This window comes from Dyadobacter fermentans DSM 18053 (assembly GCF_000023125.1).
Classification (GTDB): Bacteria; Bacteroidota; Bacteroidia; order Cytophagales; family Spirosomataceae; genus Dyadobacter; species Dyadobacter fermentans.
Map to the genome: position 1 here is coordinate 1,663,848 of NC_013037.1, position 17,011 is coordinate 1,680,858.

Here is a 17,011-nt window from a genome sequence, read left to right on the forward strand (position 1 = left end):
TTAGAATTTCAGGTTGAGGTTGAAACCCGTGCTGCGGGTAATGGGCAAGCCGGTCGCTTCGAGGCCGATGAGGTTGTCGGACGGGAAACCGAACTGATCGGGGTGGATGGTCGGTACCCATTTTTTGAGGACCGCCACGTTGTTAGACACAATGCTCAGCCGCGCGCCTTTGATAAACGGAATGTTTTTAGGCAAAAACCGCGCGAAATCGTAGCCGAACGTGATCTGCCGCAGTTGCCACAAACCCGCATTGTACACAAACTGCTCCGCGATATTCTGCGAACGGACCGTTTCGTAATAAGCCTGCACAACCGACTTTGTCTGGTTCACTTCGCCGTTCGGGTTCACGCCATCACCGATCACGAAGCCTTCGGCGCGGCCAGGCAGCGTTTCTTTGAGCAACCCGTGGCGCCAGGCATTGTGATTTGTGCCCGAGATCATCTTATGGCCGAGTTTGAAGTCGACCAGCACCGAGGCAGAGAAGTTTTTGTAATTAAAACTATTGGTAATGCCCCCTACCCATTTCGGCAATGCACTTCCGAACGCGATTTGCGTGGGTGTACGCAGCGGGCGGCCATTGCCGGCATCGAATACCTGCCGTCCCTGCTCATCGCGGAGGTAGCCAAACCCGAACAGCTGGCCCATTGGCTTACCCACCACCTGCCTGAGCTCGCCGGTGAAGTCGCCCGTGCCGACGGTGATCATCGCGTCGCTTACATTCCCGCCGAGGTCGAGCGTCTTGGTGACATTGTACGCCGCATTGAAATTCAGGTTCCAGACAAAGTTTTTGGTTTGGTATGGCGACACATTCACCATCATTTCCAGGCCCCGGTTGCGGCCCTTACCGACATTGATCAGCTGCGTGAGATAGCCTGACGCGTCGGAAGTCTGCGCTTGCAGGATCTGATCGGACGACAGCTTGTCGTAATACGTAAAATCCAGTCCCAGCCTGTTTTCAAACAGTTTCAGCTCCAATCCCACCTCTTTCTCGGAAACACGCATCGGGCGAAGGTTCGCATTAGGCACCGTGGAGCCGTTGATCGTCGCCAGTGGCTGGCCGGCGCCGTTCGGGTTGGGAAATTGTTGTGGGTTGATATTGTAAAACAAATTGTTGGCGTAAGGCTGAACATCCGTGTCGCTGCCTACTTCGGCATAGGCTACGCGGACTTTACCAAACGAAATCCAAGCCGGAAGCGAGGCAGTAAATGCCTGCGAGAAAACGAAACTGGCTGTGACTGACGGATACATAATGCTCCGGTTCGCCGCTGAAAGTGTCGAAAACCAGTCATTCCGGATCGTACCGTTCAAAAACAGAAAGTCGTTATAGGAAATTTCCGCCGCGCCGTACAGCGAGTTTACCTGCCGTTTGGAAATCTCATAAGTAGCATCGCGCTGCCGGCCGTTACCGATTGTGTAGAGATCGCGCACATAAAAATCCTGGACGAATACATTGTGGCGGCTCAGCTTGCGGTACATCTGGTTACCGCCCGCATTGATATTCAAGCCAATGCGGCCAAACGTTTTATTGGCCGAGATCAGGAAATCGGTATTCAGCTCGCGTACCGAGCGGGTATCCTGCACATATTGCCCATTCACAAAGCCCTGAGGGGCTGCGGCCTGGCGCTGGCTCCCGGTAGGCAGGTTATAATCCTGCTCGCGGGAGAAATAGTCCTGCCCTACCCGCACCTGCGCATACAGCCAGTCGGTGAAATTGTACCGCACCGACAGGTTCCCGAAAACACGGTCCTTTTCCACGTTTTCGAAGCGTTTCAATGCGAAATAAGGATTGGTTCGGTTGGTGAAGCGCGACCATACGTACTCATTTCCATTGGCGTCGTTCGCATATTTTTCCAGCAGATCGAGCGGCATTGAGTTCGCCATGTTGTACAGCACCACCGGACTGTAATCCTGTTCGGCAATGTTCGGCGGATTCTTGCGGTCCTCATTGGAATAATTAATATTACCCGAAACGGTCAGCTTTTTGGCCATAGTTTGGGTAAAACCCAGGTTCACCGTCTTGCGATGGTAACCCGAGCCCGGCAGGATCGTCTTGTTGTCGAGGTTGGACAGCGACAGGCTGAAACCGCCGAATTCGCCGCCGGAAGACACCGTAATCGTGTTCGTAAAAGTACTCCCACGGCGGTAATAATCGGTGATCTGGTTGCGCTGCGGCACATAAGGCACTTCCACACCATCGAAAAGCACCTGGGTCATTCCCGGCTCGAACCGCTCGCCAAAGCTCCATTGCCCCGAAGTCGGGTTAGGCGTGGTGGGCCGCTTGCCGTTTTCGCCCTGGCCGTATTCATATTGGTAATCGGTATAGTCGAGCGGCGTTTCGGTGGTAAAATTGGAATTAAACTCAATGCCGATGCCCACGCCCGCACCGCGGGTTTTGGTGGTGATCATAATCACGCCGTCTTTCGCGCGCGATCCGTACAGCGCCGATGCCGCGGCACCTTTGAGCACGGTCATTGATTCGATATTGTCGGGATTAATGCTGCTCAGCCCGTCGCCGCTGTCGGAAGTGCGGTTGGAGCCCTTATCGGCCGCGTCGCCGCGTGCACCGAAGTTGCTGTTGTCGATCGGCACGCCGTTCACGACGATCAGCGGCGAGTTGTTTCCGCCAAAAGAAGACTGCCCGCGAATGCGGATCTTGCTCGTTCCGGCCGGCCCGGAGCCGAGCGAAGTAATGTTCACGCCCGCCATTTTCCCCTGCAATGCATTCATAAAATTAGCCGTGCGGTTCACGGTCATTTCCTCGGTAAGCACGCTGGCGGTGGCATACCCGAGGCTTTTGGCCGCTTTTTTTATACCCAAAGCCGTTACCACCACTTCCTCCAACGCCTTGCTCTCGGGTACGAGCGACACCACGAGGCTCGTCTGGTTTCCCAGGATCACCTCTTTGGATTGATAACCGACAAAACTGAAAAGCAGCGCCCCGTCACCATCCTCCAAGTCGATCTCGAAGGCGCCTTCGGTATTGGTGGTCGTGCCGCGCTGGGTGCCTTTCACCATGATATTCACCCCCGGCAATGCGCCGCCTTTTTCGTCGGTTACCTTGCCCGACAGTTTCTTTTTAGGCGAAAGCCCGGGTGCATTATCTTCCGGAAGCAGCAGGCCATTACCGTTTCCCTGCCAGTCGCCGGACGACAGGATGATCTTCTTCCCGGATAGTTCATATTTGATTTTCAAAGGTTTGAGCAGCTTCGCCAACACTTCTTCCAAAGTCGTGTTCGGTGCCTTGATAGTGACTTTCCGCGACACGTCTAGGACATTGGAACTGTAAACAAACTGTACGTCCGTTTCCTTTTCGATATGCGCCAGCACTCGCTTAATCTCGCGGTTCTCCGCCTGGACCGTCAAACGCCGGTTCAGGTATTCCTGCGCAATGCTCGTGTGCGCATACGCCACACCCGCGAGCAAAGCCATGACCAAACTCTGTGTGATTGAAAACCTCATAAGTTTCAGCCAGAATTTTCTGGTAATGCGTTTTTTCATACTTTTGATCAGGGTTTAAAAGGTTCTTTTAACCGGGAACTCGCAGATTCCGAGCGTGTAACTTTGGCGAGTGGCCGCTCGTAATCCAACCTTGATGGCAGTGTGAACCACTGCCATTTTTCATTTACTGCAACCCTGTCCGCTGACGATGATCTGTCCGTCGACAACCTCGTAGCCGGCGGAAACGGTTTTGCAGAGAATGCTCAATTTGTCGTACATGCTTTCGTCGGAGAAAGCCACCGTAATTTTGCAGGTCCAGAAGCTGTCGGCATCGAACTGGACAGGAATTCCGTACAGTTTTTCAATATCCCGCAGGATAACCGGCAGCGGCACTTCATCGTACTTCAATATGCTTTCGACGGGGCCGTCAGGCAGCCTTTCCGGATTCTCGACGACGGTTTTAGAAAGCTGGTTGGCACTTTTCTCAAAAACAGCCGCCTGATTTGCTGTGATAATCAACCCTTTAACCTCTTTCTCCGAGGGTTTATCGACATACACCGATACTTTGCCCGTTTGCACCTGTACCCTGATCTCCCGATCATCGTCGAACGCGCTCACGACGAAACGGGTGCCCAGCACCTTGGTAACCACCTTGCCGGTGTGTACCATGAAAGTCTGGCCCTGCTTTTTCACCGAAAAAAGCGCCTCGCCGGTGAGGTAAACCACGCGGGCACCGTCCTCAAACTCCGAGGGATACCGCAGGCTGCTGTTTTCACTCAATATCACTTCCGAACCGTCATTTAAACTGATTTTCAAAGTCTTATCGGTATCATTCCGGGTCGTTACCAGGTTCGGCGGGCTTGTATCCGCAGTGGCGATGCCGGGTGCGGTGTGATTGGTCTGATAATAATGCCAGCCGATTCCCGCTCCCAGCACGAGCACGGCGGCTGCGGCAATGAGCCAGCGTTTCCAGAAAATGCTACGGCCGGCATCGTCGTCATCATCGGGAAAGCTGAATTCCAGATCGCCTTCCTGCGCGCCACTCTGCCCGATAAACCGCTCCACCTCAGCACGAATCTCGCGCTCCGAAATCCGGCTATCCTCTACATGGGCTGCACGGATAATATGCTCGGCCTGCCGGAAAGCCTCCTGCTGGGCCGGGTATCGTTCCCTGAAAGCAAGCCAGAACACTTCCTGCGTGCCCCGGCCCTGCACCCATTCGCGGAAGTGCTCGTCTTCGAGAAAATCTTCCACGGTATACAATTCGTAGGGCTTCATGCTGGTTTCGGTTGTATGACGTTATAGGCTATACGCGGGACTGCGCAAGGGTTTTCAGCTCACGTGGTAGTGCTTTCGCAGGCTCCCCAGCGATTTTTGCAAAAGATTGTAAACCGACTGCCTGCTCAGGTTCATCACCTCGGCGATCTGTTCGAAGCTCAGGCTTTGGTAAAACCGGAGGTAAATCAGCTCCTTCTGCCGGCCGGAGAGACTATTCAGTATTCCTTCCAGCTTTCTCACCTGGTAAATTTCATGCTCCTCGTCAATCAGCCGGAGATCGGACGAAAACTCCACGGAAAACGAGTATTCATCCGAAAGCATGGATTGGTGCGTCACATGCTTTTTTGATAACTCCCGCAGAATCCGCGTTTTGAGCGAAACCAGCAGATAAGAACGGACATTGGTGACCACTCCCGCGGGCCCTTTCACTTCCGCGCCCGACGACTGCTGCATCCGCCACAGGTTCACAAACATGTCCTGAATGCAGTCCTTCACAAACTCGCGCTCGCCGTGCAGCCGCAATCCCCAATGGAACAGGTCGGCGTAGTAGCCCTGCATGATGTTCGCCAGCGCGTACATATCACCCGACTGGTAGTCGTTCCAAAGTTTCTGAGCTTCATCGGGAGTAATGCGTGGTCTCATCTTTTGGTGGCTGTCACTTTTCTAGATGAGACTCAGTTTTAGATTATATACCCCATTATTTTCATCTTTTTTATCAAAATAATACAGAATGTTTTCTTAAACGAGCTGCGTCGCCGGCTTGAACGATCTTGACACGCGATCATTATCTGCGTAAATTGTGAGTAGCTCCTATAAAAATGAGCCGGACCTATGAGAAAACTTACCTCGACGAATTACTACAACCAGACGTTCCTGGAAGAAAAATGTACATTGAACGAACTGATCAATCTGCTTAGCAAACGGTGGCTCACGGAAGTAATGTTCAGCATTGAAGAAGGCAATAACCGATTTTCGACGCTTAAAGAAGACCTTAAACACATTAGCGACAACATTTTAGCGGACCGCCTGCGGCTGCTCGAACAGCACAAGCTGATCATCCGCAACGACAATTTCCGCGAAGTCCCAAGCCGCGTGGAATACTCTCTATCGGAAACCGGCTCCAAGCTCAGCGAACTGCTCGACGGCCTCTGCCACTTCTCGGAAACCGAAATGGAATTCCCCGAATAGCCCCCACAAAGGCGCCCCCTCCCGCCCCTTAACAATTGTTAACATCCACTTCGGAAATTGTGAGTGCGCCGGGGAGCTTTGGGCGCCGTTTGATCATGGGTTGGCGCTGTTTGATCATTGCATTCTGTGCCCCCTTACCGGATTCCTACATTCGGTAATGCATTCAAACCTGCCTCGGCACATCGCCTGGAACACACAACATTTAACCGGTTCCGTTCAACACACGGTCACCGGCGAGGCAGTTGGGGCGTGTGTGAGAACCGCATGTTTATCGATACCCGCGAAGCATTGACACTGATCAGGCATTATTTGAGATAAATATAGACAAACAAGCTTATGATTGATTTCAAAAAAATGGACGAAAAGGACTTTGTTTTTCTGGACAAAAAGCTGTCCGACAAAGAACAGAAGGCATTCAGTGAATTTCTGAAATCTCAAAAGTCTTCTTCCAGCAAGAGTGCTGCCGTGAGAACGGTACATCAATAACCATGATCCTTCCTATTCTGGAAACCTATTGACAGGCGATCGGAACAACCTGATGGATTCAGCGGAACAATATATGCTTCCGGCCGGTTGCGCGTCGCTAACCGGCCGGAATTTTGTTTATCTCAAAAAGACTGGCACTTCCTCTACGATTGTTTCAAAAAGCTTTTTTGCGCTTGTGTGCTTCAAGTTGGGCGCGATTTGTCCTCCCCAGAACATGATCAGGTCATATTGCTGCTTTTCGGTCGCGGCTTTGCGGAGCGGTACGATAAACTGGTTTTGTAATGGAAATGGCAGGAGTTCGTCGTTGCGACCGGCCAACGTTTCGGTGAAGCGGCTTCGGATACCGCGGCCCAGGCGCCCTGTCGATACTTTCGTCAATGTCGTGTACCGGGCCGCGTCGGAATGCAGCAGGTTGCGGTGGTATTCGCTGGCGCCCGACTCTTCGGTGGCAAGGAACGCGGTACCGATCTGCACTCCTTCCGCTCCGAGGGTCAATGCGGCGGCCATTCCGCGGGCATCGGCAATGCCTCCGGCGGCCACGACGGGCGTTTTCACCTTTTCGCGGATTTGCTGCACGAGTACAAATGTGCCTGTGAGCGAAGCTTCGGCCGATTCGAGGAACGAGGGCCTATGCCCGCCGGCTTCGAAACCGGAGGCGATGATGACATCCACGCCCGCATTTTCAAGCGCGATGGCCTCGTCGAGGGTGGTTGCATTGCCGATAAGTTTAATGCCTTTTTTGCGAAAATCGTCCAGAATGGTTTGTGAAGGCACACCAAAAATAAAGCTGAAAACCGGCGGCCGCGTCGCGAGCAATGCTTCCACCTGATTTTCGAAACGCGACGGGTAGGCTTTCGGCTTGGCAGGCAGCGGCGCGCCGAGCTCGTCGAAAAACGGCTTCACCAGCGCAGCAGCTTTCTCATAAGCCTCTTCGGAAACTTCGCCGGAGGTTTGATCGCTGTCGGACACCCAGAGGTTGATGTTATAGGGTTTTGCAGTGGCCTCTTTCAGCTCCTTATCCAATGCCACGATCTCATTGGGCGTGAGCATGTAAGCGCCGTATCCGCCCATTCCGCCCAAATTCGAGACAGTCGAGACGAGTTTAACAGACGATAAATTCCCTCCGAATGGGCCTTGCAATATCGGATATTCGATTCCCAGCGTGCGGGAAACCCTGGTTTGATTCCACATAATTCGCGCGGCGGGCGGTAAGTGAAACCCGCCGCGCAAATTAAACAGAGAAAACGATCGATGCGGCGTGAAATACGGTACATTTTTGCCCCGGTTCGCTACCGGTGTTCCTGCGAGATGGTGCATTGCAGGATCTCTTGCATTAATTATTTACCTTTGCCCCCAGTATGTCAAGATCTGAAACTACATATCGCCCCTCTGCTGACATTGCAGCCTGACGCCGGTCTTCCGAACTACTATCTCTCCGGGACCCGCGACCAGCTACTGCTTTGATCTATTTTTTCCCACGCTATGCGCGCGGACAGGCGATGTGCTGCCCATAGCTCAGACTTTACAATCATGACATCTTTAACTTCATACGGGTGGAACCCCCATTTTGAACAACATTTCCATACTTTCCAGTCACAAGGCCTCGAACCGGGGCGCGTTACTGCCATCGAGGGATTCCGGCATAGGCTCGTTTCGGCATCCGGGCAGGTTGACGCATTGCTTTCGGGTGCCCTGATGAACGGCGCTAATCATTGGGAACTACCCAAAGTCGGCGACTGGGTCGCATTCAAAAACTATGATAATGAAGGTATTATCATCTCCGTGCTGCCGCGGGCGAATGAGCTGAGCCGCAAAATGCCCGGCCGCACGACCGAAAAGCAGGTGATTGCGACCAATATCGACACCGCGTTCATCGTGCAGGGGCTCGACCGCGACTTTAATCCGATGCGCTTGCAGCGCTACATTGTGCAGATTATGCAATGCAACATCCGGCCGGTGGTGCTGCTGAACAAACAGGATCTCGTGGCCGATCCCGAATATTACCGGCAACAAGTGACCGCATTGGGCTACGAATGTCCGGTACTCCTGCTAAGTGCTACGGGCCGCGAGGGCTTGCAGCAGTGGGCGAACGAACAGCTGCTGCCCGGGCAAACGTATGTGCTCATCGGTTCATCGGGTGTGGGTAAAAGCACGCTGGTGAATGCATTGCTCGGGTACCGGTTGCAGGAAGAGGGCTCGGTGAGCGATTTTAATCACAAGGGAAGGCACACGACGGTGTCGCGGAACCTGGTCATGCTGCCGTCGGGCGCGATGCTGATCGATTCGCCGGGCATGAGGGAATTTGGCGTGACGCTCGATGCCGATGATCAGGGCATGCATTACCATCCTCTGCTGGCAGCATTGGCGGCTGATTGCCGGTTTCACGATTGCACGCATCTCCATGAGCCCGGCTGCGCGATAACGGCCGCCGTACAAAGCGGCGAGCTTCCACGCGAGGTTTACGACAGTTACCTCAAAATCAGTCGGGAACAAGCGCATTATCAGGGCGACTCGATTGAAAAGAAGCGTGCTGAGCGACAATTCGGGAAAATGGCCAAGCAGGTGGTGCAATACCGGAAACAGCGAAAATACTAGTGTAGCTGGCGTGTGCAACAAGCGCGTGCAACAGGCGCGTGCAACAGGCGCGTCCGGGCCGATGTTCGGTTACGGGCGCGCCCTGTTTTTTACAAAAAGAAAAAGAGGAACATGCCGCCCCTCTCTTTACTCAAACTACAATGAAATCATGTCCGGAAACCCGGACTCCACTAAAAGGCCTTTAAACGCCGTTCTCTAATGAATTTTGCCCCAAGGACCGATTAAACGGTATTTTACAAAAACCGTGCGAATACAAAAAACCCCGGAGCGAGAGGCGCTCCGGGGATAAAGCATTGGTTTAATAACCTGGATTCTGAATGATCTTTTTATTCTGATCCACAACCGGTTGCGGCACCGGGTTCATATACATTTTCTTCGTAAAAACATGCGGATGGTTCAGTCCCACGACCTCGTACACCCATTTGCCCTTATTATCGTTCGGCGAAGTGTTCGTGATTTTCATGCCGTGGAAATCCTTGTTCATCACGTCTTCAGCAATTACCCAGCGGACAATGTCGTAAAACCGCTTGGCCTCGAAGCATAGCTCCACGCGGCGCTCGCGGCGGATGGCCTGGCGCATGGTTTCCTTCGTGAGGCCGGCGGGAAGTTCAGGCAGATTGGAGCGCTTGCGGATCGCGTTCACCGCCGAATACACCGACGCATCGGGCCCGGCAGCCTCGTTTTGGGCTTCGGCGTAGTTGAGCAGCACTTCGGCGTAACGGTAGTATACATAGTTTTGCCCGCTGGCAGCGCCCCCGCGCGGCTTTAATGGGTTGATTTTCTTTTTGAAATAATAACCCGTATTTCCCACGTCGTCCGTACCGAAATCGATCTGATTTTTCGATGGCCGTACTTTGTCGATCCGCGTGTAAATGGTATCGGTTTTGGCCATCCAATCCTGCTTGTAGGGCGCGCCGTCGTACACGATGAAGTCGTAGAAACGCTTTTCACGGTTTACGTAGGGATTTTGCGGGTCATAACCGGATGCGGGATCGGAAATGGGCTTGCCGTTGGCCATTGCAAACTGGTCGACGAGCTCCTGCGTGGGACAGTAGTTGCCCCAGGTGTAGTACACGCCGTCAATCCACACCGGGCCGCCATATTGCTCGTAGTTCGAGCCCATGATCACCGCAACCACCTGCCGGTCCCAGATCACCTCCGAGTTGTACTCGTTTTTCTCCCACCAGAATGCATTGATGTCCGGAAACAAGGCATAAGTACCGCCAAACGTGTCCATAAACTGCTTGTTGGTCGCAGCGGCGGTAGCCCAGCGTTTTGGGTCGAAGTTGCCAAAGCCGACGAGCTTGTTCGGATCCGTGCCGGCGGCGGGTGTTGCTGCATTGAAGGCCGGGCTGGCCGCGTACAGTTCGAGCCAGCCTTTGAGCGCCAGCGCAGCGCCGAGGGTAGCACGCCCGGCGTCGGCATCGCCATTATTGTATTTAACCGGCAATGCTTTGTTGGCCACAATTTCACCTAACTCTTTGATTATGAAGTTAAATGTCTCCTCGAATGTAGCCCGCGGGCGGTAGAGCTCCTCCTCGCTCATGGTATTGCGGTCGAGCACCTCGGTGATGATCGGCAGGCCGCCCAGGTGCATAAACAGCTCGCTGTAATAGTAGGCCCGCATGAACCGGACCTCGTCGATACGCTTTTTGCGATAAGCCTCCGAGAAGTTCGCCGCGTTTTCGGTGACCTTCTGGATAAACAGGTTGCATTTGCGGATTTTGAGGAAACCGGCCGCCCACGACGCGTAATCGGTCGCATTGCCATTGGCATGGTCCATGGGCGTACCGTTGTTCACGGCCGGGTCCACGATGCCCTGGCGCCACGAGTAGGATTTCCAGTAGAAGCCCGCGTCGTTGTCGTCCGTGAAGTTGTCGAGGTTATCGGGCGAGTTCCATTTGTTGGAAAGCACTGCGTAAATGTCGTTCAAAAACAGGTCCGCATTGCCTTCCGACGACCATTGCATATCATCTGTCAGTCGGCTTTTGATGTCGTTTTCGAGAAAATCCTCATTACAGCCGGTCGTAAAAAGGCCCAGGGCCAGCACTGCGAGGGAAATGGTATGTTTAATTCTTTTCATTGTTTCAAAGTTTTTCGAGATCAGAATGTCACATTAAGCCCAAATACGTAAACCCGCTGGTTCGGATAGGCGGTTTCGCGATCGGTGTAGCCCACTTCCGGGTCCATGAATTTCAGCTTGCTGAATGTCAGCAGGTTCTGGCCGGAGGCATACACACGTACATTCTGGATGCGAATGGCCTGGGTAATGCTTTTGGGCAATGTGTAGCCGACGATGGCGTTTTTGAGGCGCAAATGCGCAGTGCTCGTCATCCAGAAATCCGACAGCTGGGTGTTGTTCGCATAGGGCGCCTGGGTGGCACGCGGGTAGCGCGCATCCTGCGTTTCGGGTGTCCAGCGGTTGTCGTAATATTCGTAGCTCGAATTGCTGTTGTTGTTATTGAACGGAATGGTCTGGAACTGGCGGATGTCGAGGCTGGCCAGCGACGAGCCCTGGAAGAACAGGTTCAGGTCGAAGCCTTTCCAATCGGCGGTGGCGTTCAAACCATAGGTTAACAGCGGGTACACCGGTTTTCCGATCATCACCTCGTCATTCGAATCAATTTTGCCATCGGGCACACCCTGCGGGCCGCTCACATCCACATAGCGAATGTCGCCCGGGCGTAATGCACCAAACTGCGTTACGTTGTAGCCGTCGGCGGAGTTAATCAGTCCGTCGTCGTTCTTGTCGTCGTCGGTCGTGAACAGGCCGTCGGTTTTGTAGCCGAATTGCGTGCCCAATGCCCGGCCTGTGCGGCTGCGGTTGGGATTATTGCGGGTTGCAGCCGTTTCAAACACCTTGATCATCTTGTTTTTGGCATAACTCACATTGCCGTTAATACCCAGTCGAAGGTCATTCTGAAAGCGGTACTGCGTGCCGAGGCTGAGCTCGACGCCATTGTTTTCCATGATCCCGCCATTCTCGTCGGCCAATGCAAGACCATACTCTACCGGCACGCTCACAGCCGGCGGCAGCAGCATTCCGGTGCGTTTTTCATGGAAGTAATCGGCTTCGATCGTCAGCAAACCGCGCCAGAGTGATGCTTCCAGACCGATATCGGTTTTGGTAGAAATCTCCCAGGTAATGTTCTTGTTCGCTTCGTTGGGCACCACGGCGCCCTGCACCATCGATCCCGGGCCGAATGCGTACGCATTGCCATTGAGGTTGTAGCCCGTCAGGTACTGGAATGCCGTTCCCGCCAGGTTACCCGATTTCCCCCACGAGCCCCGCAGTTTCAGGTTATCCACCCAGTTGAAGCCGTTTTTGAGAAAATTCTCTTCCGAAATCACCCAGCCCGCCGAGAATGCCGGGAAATACCCCCAGCGCTTGCCGGGCGCGAAATAATAATGGCCGTCGTACCGTCCCGAGGCTTCGAGCAGATATTTGCCGGCATATGCATAGCCCACGCGGTACACGTAGCCGATCTGACTGCCCGTGGACGACGTGCCGCCATTGTCGAAATCGTTTTTGTTGGAACTACCCATATTCAGCTCGTCCACGTCCACGGCGAAGTTGTTGCGCCGGGCCGAAAACAGCTCATAGGTGTTGTTCCGCGCCTCGGCCACGATGAGCCCCGTGAAATCGTGCTTGCCGAAAGTGTTGTGGTAATTGAGATAACCCTGGTAAGTAAATGTCTGGGTTTTGATAAACTGCTGCGCCAGCCAGGAAAATGCCGCTGCACCGCCCTCCGCGGTCGAAATCTCGCGTTTGTAGGTGTAGGGCGTCGTGGTCAGGTCCTGGGTGTAGTAATAAAACGGTTTGTGATAACCCTTCTTCGTGCGCTGGCTCGGGTCGTAGCTGAATGTGCCTTTGATGCTGAGCCCTTTGATAAACGGCAGCTTCTGCTCGATGCCGATGGTCGTGAGCAAAGTATTGTTGGAATTTTTGGTATAACCTGCATTCAAAACCCCTACCGGCGAGTTGCCTGCAAATTCGCCCCATAAACCGTTGCTGTAATACAATGCACGTATCGGAATGTATTTGAACCCGTTACGGAACAGATTTCCGGCCGACACCGCTGTATCCACCGACGATACCCGCTCCACGGAGCCGATCAGTGACAGCGAAACCGTCGTGGTTTTGGTCGCTTCGGCAGTGAGGTTCATGTTGTAGCTGTAACGCATGTATTTCACCGGATCGAACATCCCGTTCTGTTTCAGAAACCCGAAACCCGTCTGGTATTTGATCCGCTCCGACCCGCCGCTGAGCTGCAATGTGTAGTTCTGCATTGGGGCATTCATATTCACGAGGTCTTTCGTGTTGCTGATCGGATATTTGTCCGGGTCTTCGCGGTTCAGGTTCACGTAGTTTTCCACCAGATCGGTCGCGAAAGGCAGTTGCGTTCCCGTTGGATTTTCATTGCGGTAGGCTTCGTTTTTCAGCCGCATGTAGTCCTGGGCGCTCAGCAGTTTTGGATAATAAGTGGGCGTTTGAGAACCATAATATGCGCCGAAAGTTAACGTTGGTGCGCCGCTGGCCCCTTTCTTCGTCGTGATAAGCAATACGCCGTTCGCGCCGCCCAGTCCGTAGGGTGCAACGGCCGCCGCATCTTTCAGCACCGTCACGGTTTCAATGGAGCTGGGGTCGATCTGGTTGATATTGTCGCGGATTACGCCGTCCACGACCACCAGCGGCTTGTTATTGCCCGTGGTACCAATGCCCCGGATATGGATTTCGGGCGAATCATTGCCCGGCTGGCCGCCATTCGGGCGCATACTTACGCCGGCCACGCGTCCGGCAATGGAGTTGGAAATGTTCGGGACCGGGTTTTCGGCAATTTCACTGCCTTTCACGGCCGCAATGGAGCCCGTAAGCGTCGATTTTTTCTGCGTGCCGTAGCCCACCACCACAATTTCGTCCAATGCCTTGGTATCCAGCTGCAAAGCAATGCTGATATCGGTGCGGTTTCCGACGACCACTTCCTGCGAGAGATAGCCGACGAACGAAAAGATGAGCGTCGCGTTCTCGTCCGGCACATCGAGCTGGAACTTGCCGGCGGCGTCGGTGGTGGTGCCGCGCTGGGTGCCTTTCAGGATAATGCTCACGCCTGGCAGCGGTTCGTTGGTTTCGGGCGAGGTTACGGTGCCCTTCACGGTCCGGTCGGCGGCAGCGAGCATTTCGGTCGCATGGGCAGCAGGCAATTCACTGGTTTTCTTCGGCGCGCGGGAGAGCAATATCTGGTTGTTGCGCACGCGGTAGTTGATGTCCAGCGGCAGCAGCAGGCGGTCGAGTACGGCGAAGAGCTTTTCCTGCCGCGCTTCCACGCTGACGGTCTTTTGCAGGTTCACCAAACCGCTGCTGTACGCGAATTTCACCTTTGCGCCTTGTTCAAGACGGGTGAGGGCTTCATTCAGCGTTACGTTTTTGAGGTCCAGCGTCACGTCGCGGTTCAGCAGCTCCTGGGCCGGCGAATGGCTCGCCACCGCCACCACCGAGCACAGGCTGATCAACAGTAACTGGTAAAAAGTCAGGCGCATGATATGGAGTAGCAATCTATGCCATGGATGAAAAGGTTTTTTCATAATTTTACATTTGACTGGGTTGAAATTCAGACAATAGTTATCCTGCCAAGCCTGCCTTCGGGCGAGCCTGTGAACCGCACGTTCCGGGATATTTTAGCCGGTCTCGATCAGGGGTGTCGCAACCACTCCTGATTTTTTATGGCTAAAAGTTGCTGGTGGGGACGGGTTATGTTTTCATGATGGTGATTAGGGGATTAATTTGGGTTGTCTGTAATGTATTGACGTTTTTAGGGCCAGGTGTTATCAGGTGTTGTCATTACTTGACCCGTTATGGGGTCTTGTTATCGGCACCCTTGCCCTTTCAGCGTAATGCTGTCGCCGTCGATGCGGTAGGTGCTTCCTAAGAGGGTATCAATCATGTCGAGGATTTCGGGGAGGCGTTGGTTGGTGAAGTCTACTTTAAGGCGGCAGTCGGCCAGGCCGTCGTTTGCAAAGCTGATTTTCACCTGGAAAGTCTGCATTAAGCGCTCCGCCACCTCCGTCATCGGCGTTTCGTTGAACACCAGCGATGCCGCTTGCCATATTTCCTTGTCGGATTCCTTTTCCTGCACCGCCTGAACGGCCAGATGTTTGCTTTTGGGCTCAAAAACCGCTTCTTGCTCGGGTTTGAGCACTACGCTCGTGCGCTTGGCGGCGTCGCTCACTTCTACCCTGCCCGTCGCTACCGACACTTTCACCGTTGCCTCGCCCGGAATGGCCCGCACGTTGAAGCTTGTACCGAGCACGCGCGTCTGCAAATCGCCCGAATGGATGACGAACGGACGCTCGGGATCGCGCTTCACGTCAAAGAAACCTTCGCCGGAGAAATGCACGTTGCGGGCGGCGAAAGGCTCTGCCCACCGCACCTCGGCCCGCGGGTGGAGCCATATTACCGAGCTGTCCGGCAATACATAAGGCACAATCCTGGCTTTGGTATTCGTGAAAGTAACCCAGCCCACAGTGGCGCCCCGACGTTGCTCCACTATCCTTTCAGGTTTTTGATATAAAAAATAAAGAATACCCAGCCCAAGCACGAATACCGCGGCCACGCGGCCCACATAATGCCACAAACTGGACACCGGCTCCGCCGGCTCATCGTTCCGGCGCAGCTCCGAGAGGTACGATTTGATGCGATTGAACAGCCTGGCCTCGTCGGCATCCGTGAATGCCTCATCGGCGGGCTGGTCCAGCTGCTGGTACCATTTGTTTACCAAACGGCGTTCTTCGTCTGTGCATTTGTTGGCCAGGTACTTTCTAAAGATTTCAGGAGGTAACGGGGGCTTTTCCATTAGGTGTAATTTTTACACTTATTAATCAACTAACAGTACAGTCCCGGAAAAGCGGGCGTATCCCTTACTCCAATAGGAATTTTTTTTCAAAAAATTGGATGTGTCAAATGACGGGCAGCATAAGGACGGCCAGCGCGATGTAATCTTTCATTTCCACGCGGAGGATTTTGAGCGCTTTACTGATGTGGGCTTCCACCGTTTTCTCCGAAATTTCCATCTGACCGGCGATTTCTTTGAGGCTGTAACCTTTGCGGCTGAGCGAGAAAACCTCCCGGCATTTCTCGGGCAGTTTGAGCAGCGACTGTTCGTAAAACTCGTTGAGGGTATTGAAATCGAGGTCTTCGGCGGTAACATTATCGGGCACGAAATCATCTTCTTCGAGCGTCGAGATCTGTTTGCGCTGCTCCTGGTGGTAGTAATTGATAATGCAATGGCGAAGCGTGCCATTGAGGTAGGCCTGGATATTTTTCTGGATATCAAACTTGTGCCGCCCGAGCCAGAACTTCACAAAAGTTTCCTGCACAAGGTCCTCCGCGATGGCTTTCCTGCCCGTTTTGCGGATAGCGGTATGCACGAGCAGCCGCACATGCCTGCGGTACAACTCCCTGAAAGCCAACTCCTCATCCTGCTCGCAAATCAGCGTCATCAGGGTCTGTTCGGTGTAGCTGCTGTATGGATGGTTCACGGGAAATGCAGGTAAAAGTGTAAGACATGCAGGGAATATTTCGGAAAAGCGGAAGGTGTTTACAATTTAATGATATAAATTATAATAAATATATCCCGCCAGCAACCTTGTGAACACCCTCGAATTGTTCATTCATCAACATGCCGATGCGCATCAATGGACCTACAAATTAATCGTTGTAAGCGAGCGGATTGATTTTGGGTTGCGGGTGGGGTGAATATTGATATTCTGATATATTTGTGATGACACGTCTCTGGTAATTAAGCTTTTCTACCTTGTATGCCTTACAAAGTTTCGCCGCTTCCATTAGAAATCGAACTGGAAACCAGGGCGGTTTTAAAAAAAGTTACTGCGGCCCGTAGTGCACTCGCGGAGCTTAAAGGATCAGTTGCGGGCATTCCGAATGAGACAATACTCATCAACACGCTGTCATTACAGGAGGCGAAGGATAGTTCCGCGATCGAAAACATCATAACTACACAAGACGAGC

At 53.4% G+C, this 17,011-nt stretch carries 11 protein-coding genes and 1 pseudogene; 4 read left to right on the plus strand and 8 right to left on the minus strand.

Annotated elements, in window-relative coordinates; translation table 11 throughout:
- The 3 genes from DFER_RS06970 to DFER_RS06980 all read right to left on the minus strand — a co-directional run bounded on the left by DFER_RS06970 (position 1) and on the right by DFER_RS06980 (position 5,358).
- Positions 1-3,498, minus strand: coding sequence for a SusC/RagA family TonB-linked outer membrane protein (locus DFER_RS06970; RefSeq protein WP_015810914.1), 3,498 nt, complete (start codon positions 3,496-3,498; stop codon positions 1-3).
- 120 nt (positions 3,499-3,618) lie between these two features.
- Entirely contained in the window at positions 3,619-4,716 is a 1,098-nt protein-coding gene (locus tag DFER_RS06975; RefSeq protein WP_015810915.1) for a FecR family protein, read from the minus strand.
- Positions 4,717-4,770: 54 nt separating this feature from the next.
- Positions 4,771-5,358: an RNA polymerase sigma factor gene (locus tag DFER_RS06980; protein WP_015810916.1), complete on the minus strand. Its 588-nt coding sequence runs from the start codon at positions 5,356-5,358 to the stop codon at positions 4,771-4,773.
- Positions 5,359-5,547: 189 nt separating this feature from the next.
- On the opposite strand from DFER_RS06980, the gene DFER_RS06985 reads away from it, so the two are divergent.
- Together DFER_RS06985 and DFER_RS30060 are read left to right on the plus strand one after the other, a co-directional pair.
- A complete protein-coding gene (locus DFER_RS06985; RefSeq protein WP_015810917.1) occupies positions 5,548-5,904 on the plus strand; it encodes a winged helix-turn-helix transcriptional regulator in 357 nt (118 codons plus the stop codon).
- A 336-nt stretch (positions 5,905-6,240) separates the two neighbouring features.
- Positions 6,241-6,390 (plus strand): hypothetical protein, encoded by a 150-nt coding sequence (locus DFER_RS30060; protein WP_015810918.1) that lies wholly within the window; start codon positions 6,241-6,243, stop codon positions 6,388-6,390.
- Between the two features lie 117 nt (positions 6,391-6,507).
- Here DFER_RS30060 and DFER_RS06990 read toward each other — a convergent pair whose 3' ends face one another.
- Positions 6,508-7,581 carry an NAD(P)H-dependent flavin oxidoreductase gene (locus DFER_RS06990; protein ID WP_015810919.1) on the minus strand — a complete coding sequence of 358 codons (1,074 nt, stop codon included), beginning with the start codon at positions 7,579-7,581 and terminating at the stop codon, positions 6,508-6,510.
- Positions 7,582-7,920: 339 nt separating this feature from the next.
- Between DFER_RS06990 and rsgA the strand changes: the two genes are divergently transcribed.
- Entirely contained in the window at positions 7,921-8,985 is a 1,065-nt protein-coding gene (gene rsgA / locus DFER_RS06995; RefSeq protein ID WP_015810920.1) for a ribosome small subunit-dependent GTPase A, read from the plus strand.
- A gap of 298 nt (positions 8,986-9,283) precedes the next feature.
- Here rsgA and DFER_RS07000 read toward each other — a convergent pair whose 3' ends face one another.
- The 4 genes from DFER_RS07000 to DFER_RS07015 form a co-directional block, all read right to left on the minus strand.
- Positions 9,284-11,068, minus strand: coding sequence for a RagB/SusD family nutrient uptake outer membrane protein (locus DFER_RS07000; RefSeq protein ID WP_015810921.1), 1,785 nt, complete (start codon positions 11,066-11,068; stop codon positions 9,284-9,286).
- Between the two features lie 20 nt (positions 11,069-11,088).
- Positions 11,089-14,538, minus strand: coding sequence for a TonB-dependent receptor (locus tag DFER_RS07005; RefSeq protein ID WP_222837308.1), 3,450 nt, complete (start codon positions 14,536-14,538; stop codon positions 11,089-11,091).
- A gap of 311 nt (positions 14,539-14,849) precedes the next feature.
- Entirely contained in the window at positions 14,850-15,836 is a 987-nt protein-coding gene (locus DFER_RS07010; protein WP_015810923.1) for a FecR family protein, read from the minus strand.
- A gap of 103 nt (positions 15,837-15,939) precedes the next feature.
- The gene (locus DFER_RS07015) at positions 15,940-16,521 is read right to left on the minus strand and encodes an RNA polymerase sigma factor (RefSeq protein ID WP_041734783.1); all 582 of its coding nucleotides are present in this window, start codon (positions 16,519-16,521) and stop codon (positions 15,940-15,942) included.
- Positions 16,522-16,800: 279 nt separating this feature from the next.
- Between DFER_RS07015 and DFER_RS30490 the strand changes: the two are divergent.
- A pseudogene (locus DFER_RS30490) lies at positions 16,801-16,968 on the plus strand (Fic/DOC family N-terminal domain-containing protein); the annotation flags it as partial.
- Between the last annotated feature and the right edge of the window lie 43 nt (positions 16,969-17,011).

What these genes read in the sequence shown, in the direction of transcription:
- DFER_RS06970 (WP_015810914.1), bottom strand. Translation starts at nt 3,498, where the DNA reads ATGAAAAAACGCATTACCAGAAAATTCTGGCTGAAACTTATGAGGTTT.
- DFER_RS06975 (WP_015810915.1), bottom strand. Translation starts at nt 4,716, where the DNA reads ATGAAGCCCTACGAATTGTATACCGTGGAAGATTTTCTCGAAGACGAG.
- DFER_RS06980 (WP_015810916.1), bottom strand. Translation starts at nt 5,358, where the DNA reads ATGAGACCACGCATTACTCCCGATGAAGCTCAGAAACTTTGGAACGAC.
- DFER_RS06985 (WP_015810917.1), top strand. Translation starts at nt 5,548, where the DNA reads ATGAGAAAACTTACCTCGACGAATTACTACAACCAGACGTTCCTGGAA.
- DFER_RS30060 (WP_015810918.1), top strand. Translation starts at nt 6,241, where the DNA reads ATGATTGATTTCAAAAAAATGGACGAAAAGGACTTTGTTTTTCTGGAC.
- DFER_RS06990 (WP_015810919.1), bottom strand. Translation starts at nt 7,581, where the DNA reads ATGTGGAATCAAACCAGGGTTTCCCGCACGCTGGGAATCGAATATCCG.
- rsgA (WP_015810920.1), top strand. Translation starts at nt 7,921, where the DNA reads ATGACATCTTTAACTTCATACGGGTGGAACCCCCATTTTGAACAACAT.
- DFER_RS07000 (WP_015810921.1), bottom strand. Translation starts at nt 11,068, where the DNA reads ATGAAAAGAATTAAACATACCATTTCCCTCGCAGTGCTGGCCCTGGGC.
- DFER_RS07010 (WP_015810923.1), bottom strand. Translation starts at nt 15,836, where the DNA reads ATGGAAAAGCCCCCGTTACCTCCTGAAATCTTTAGAAAGTACCTGGCC.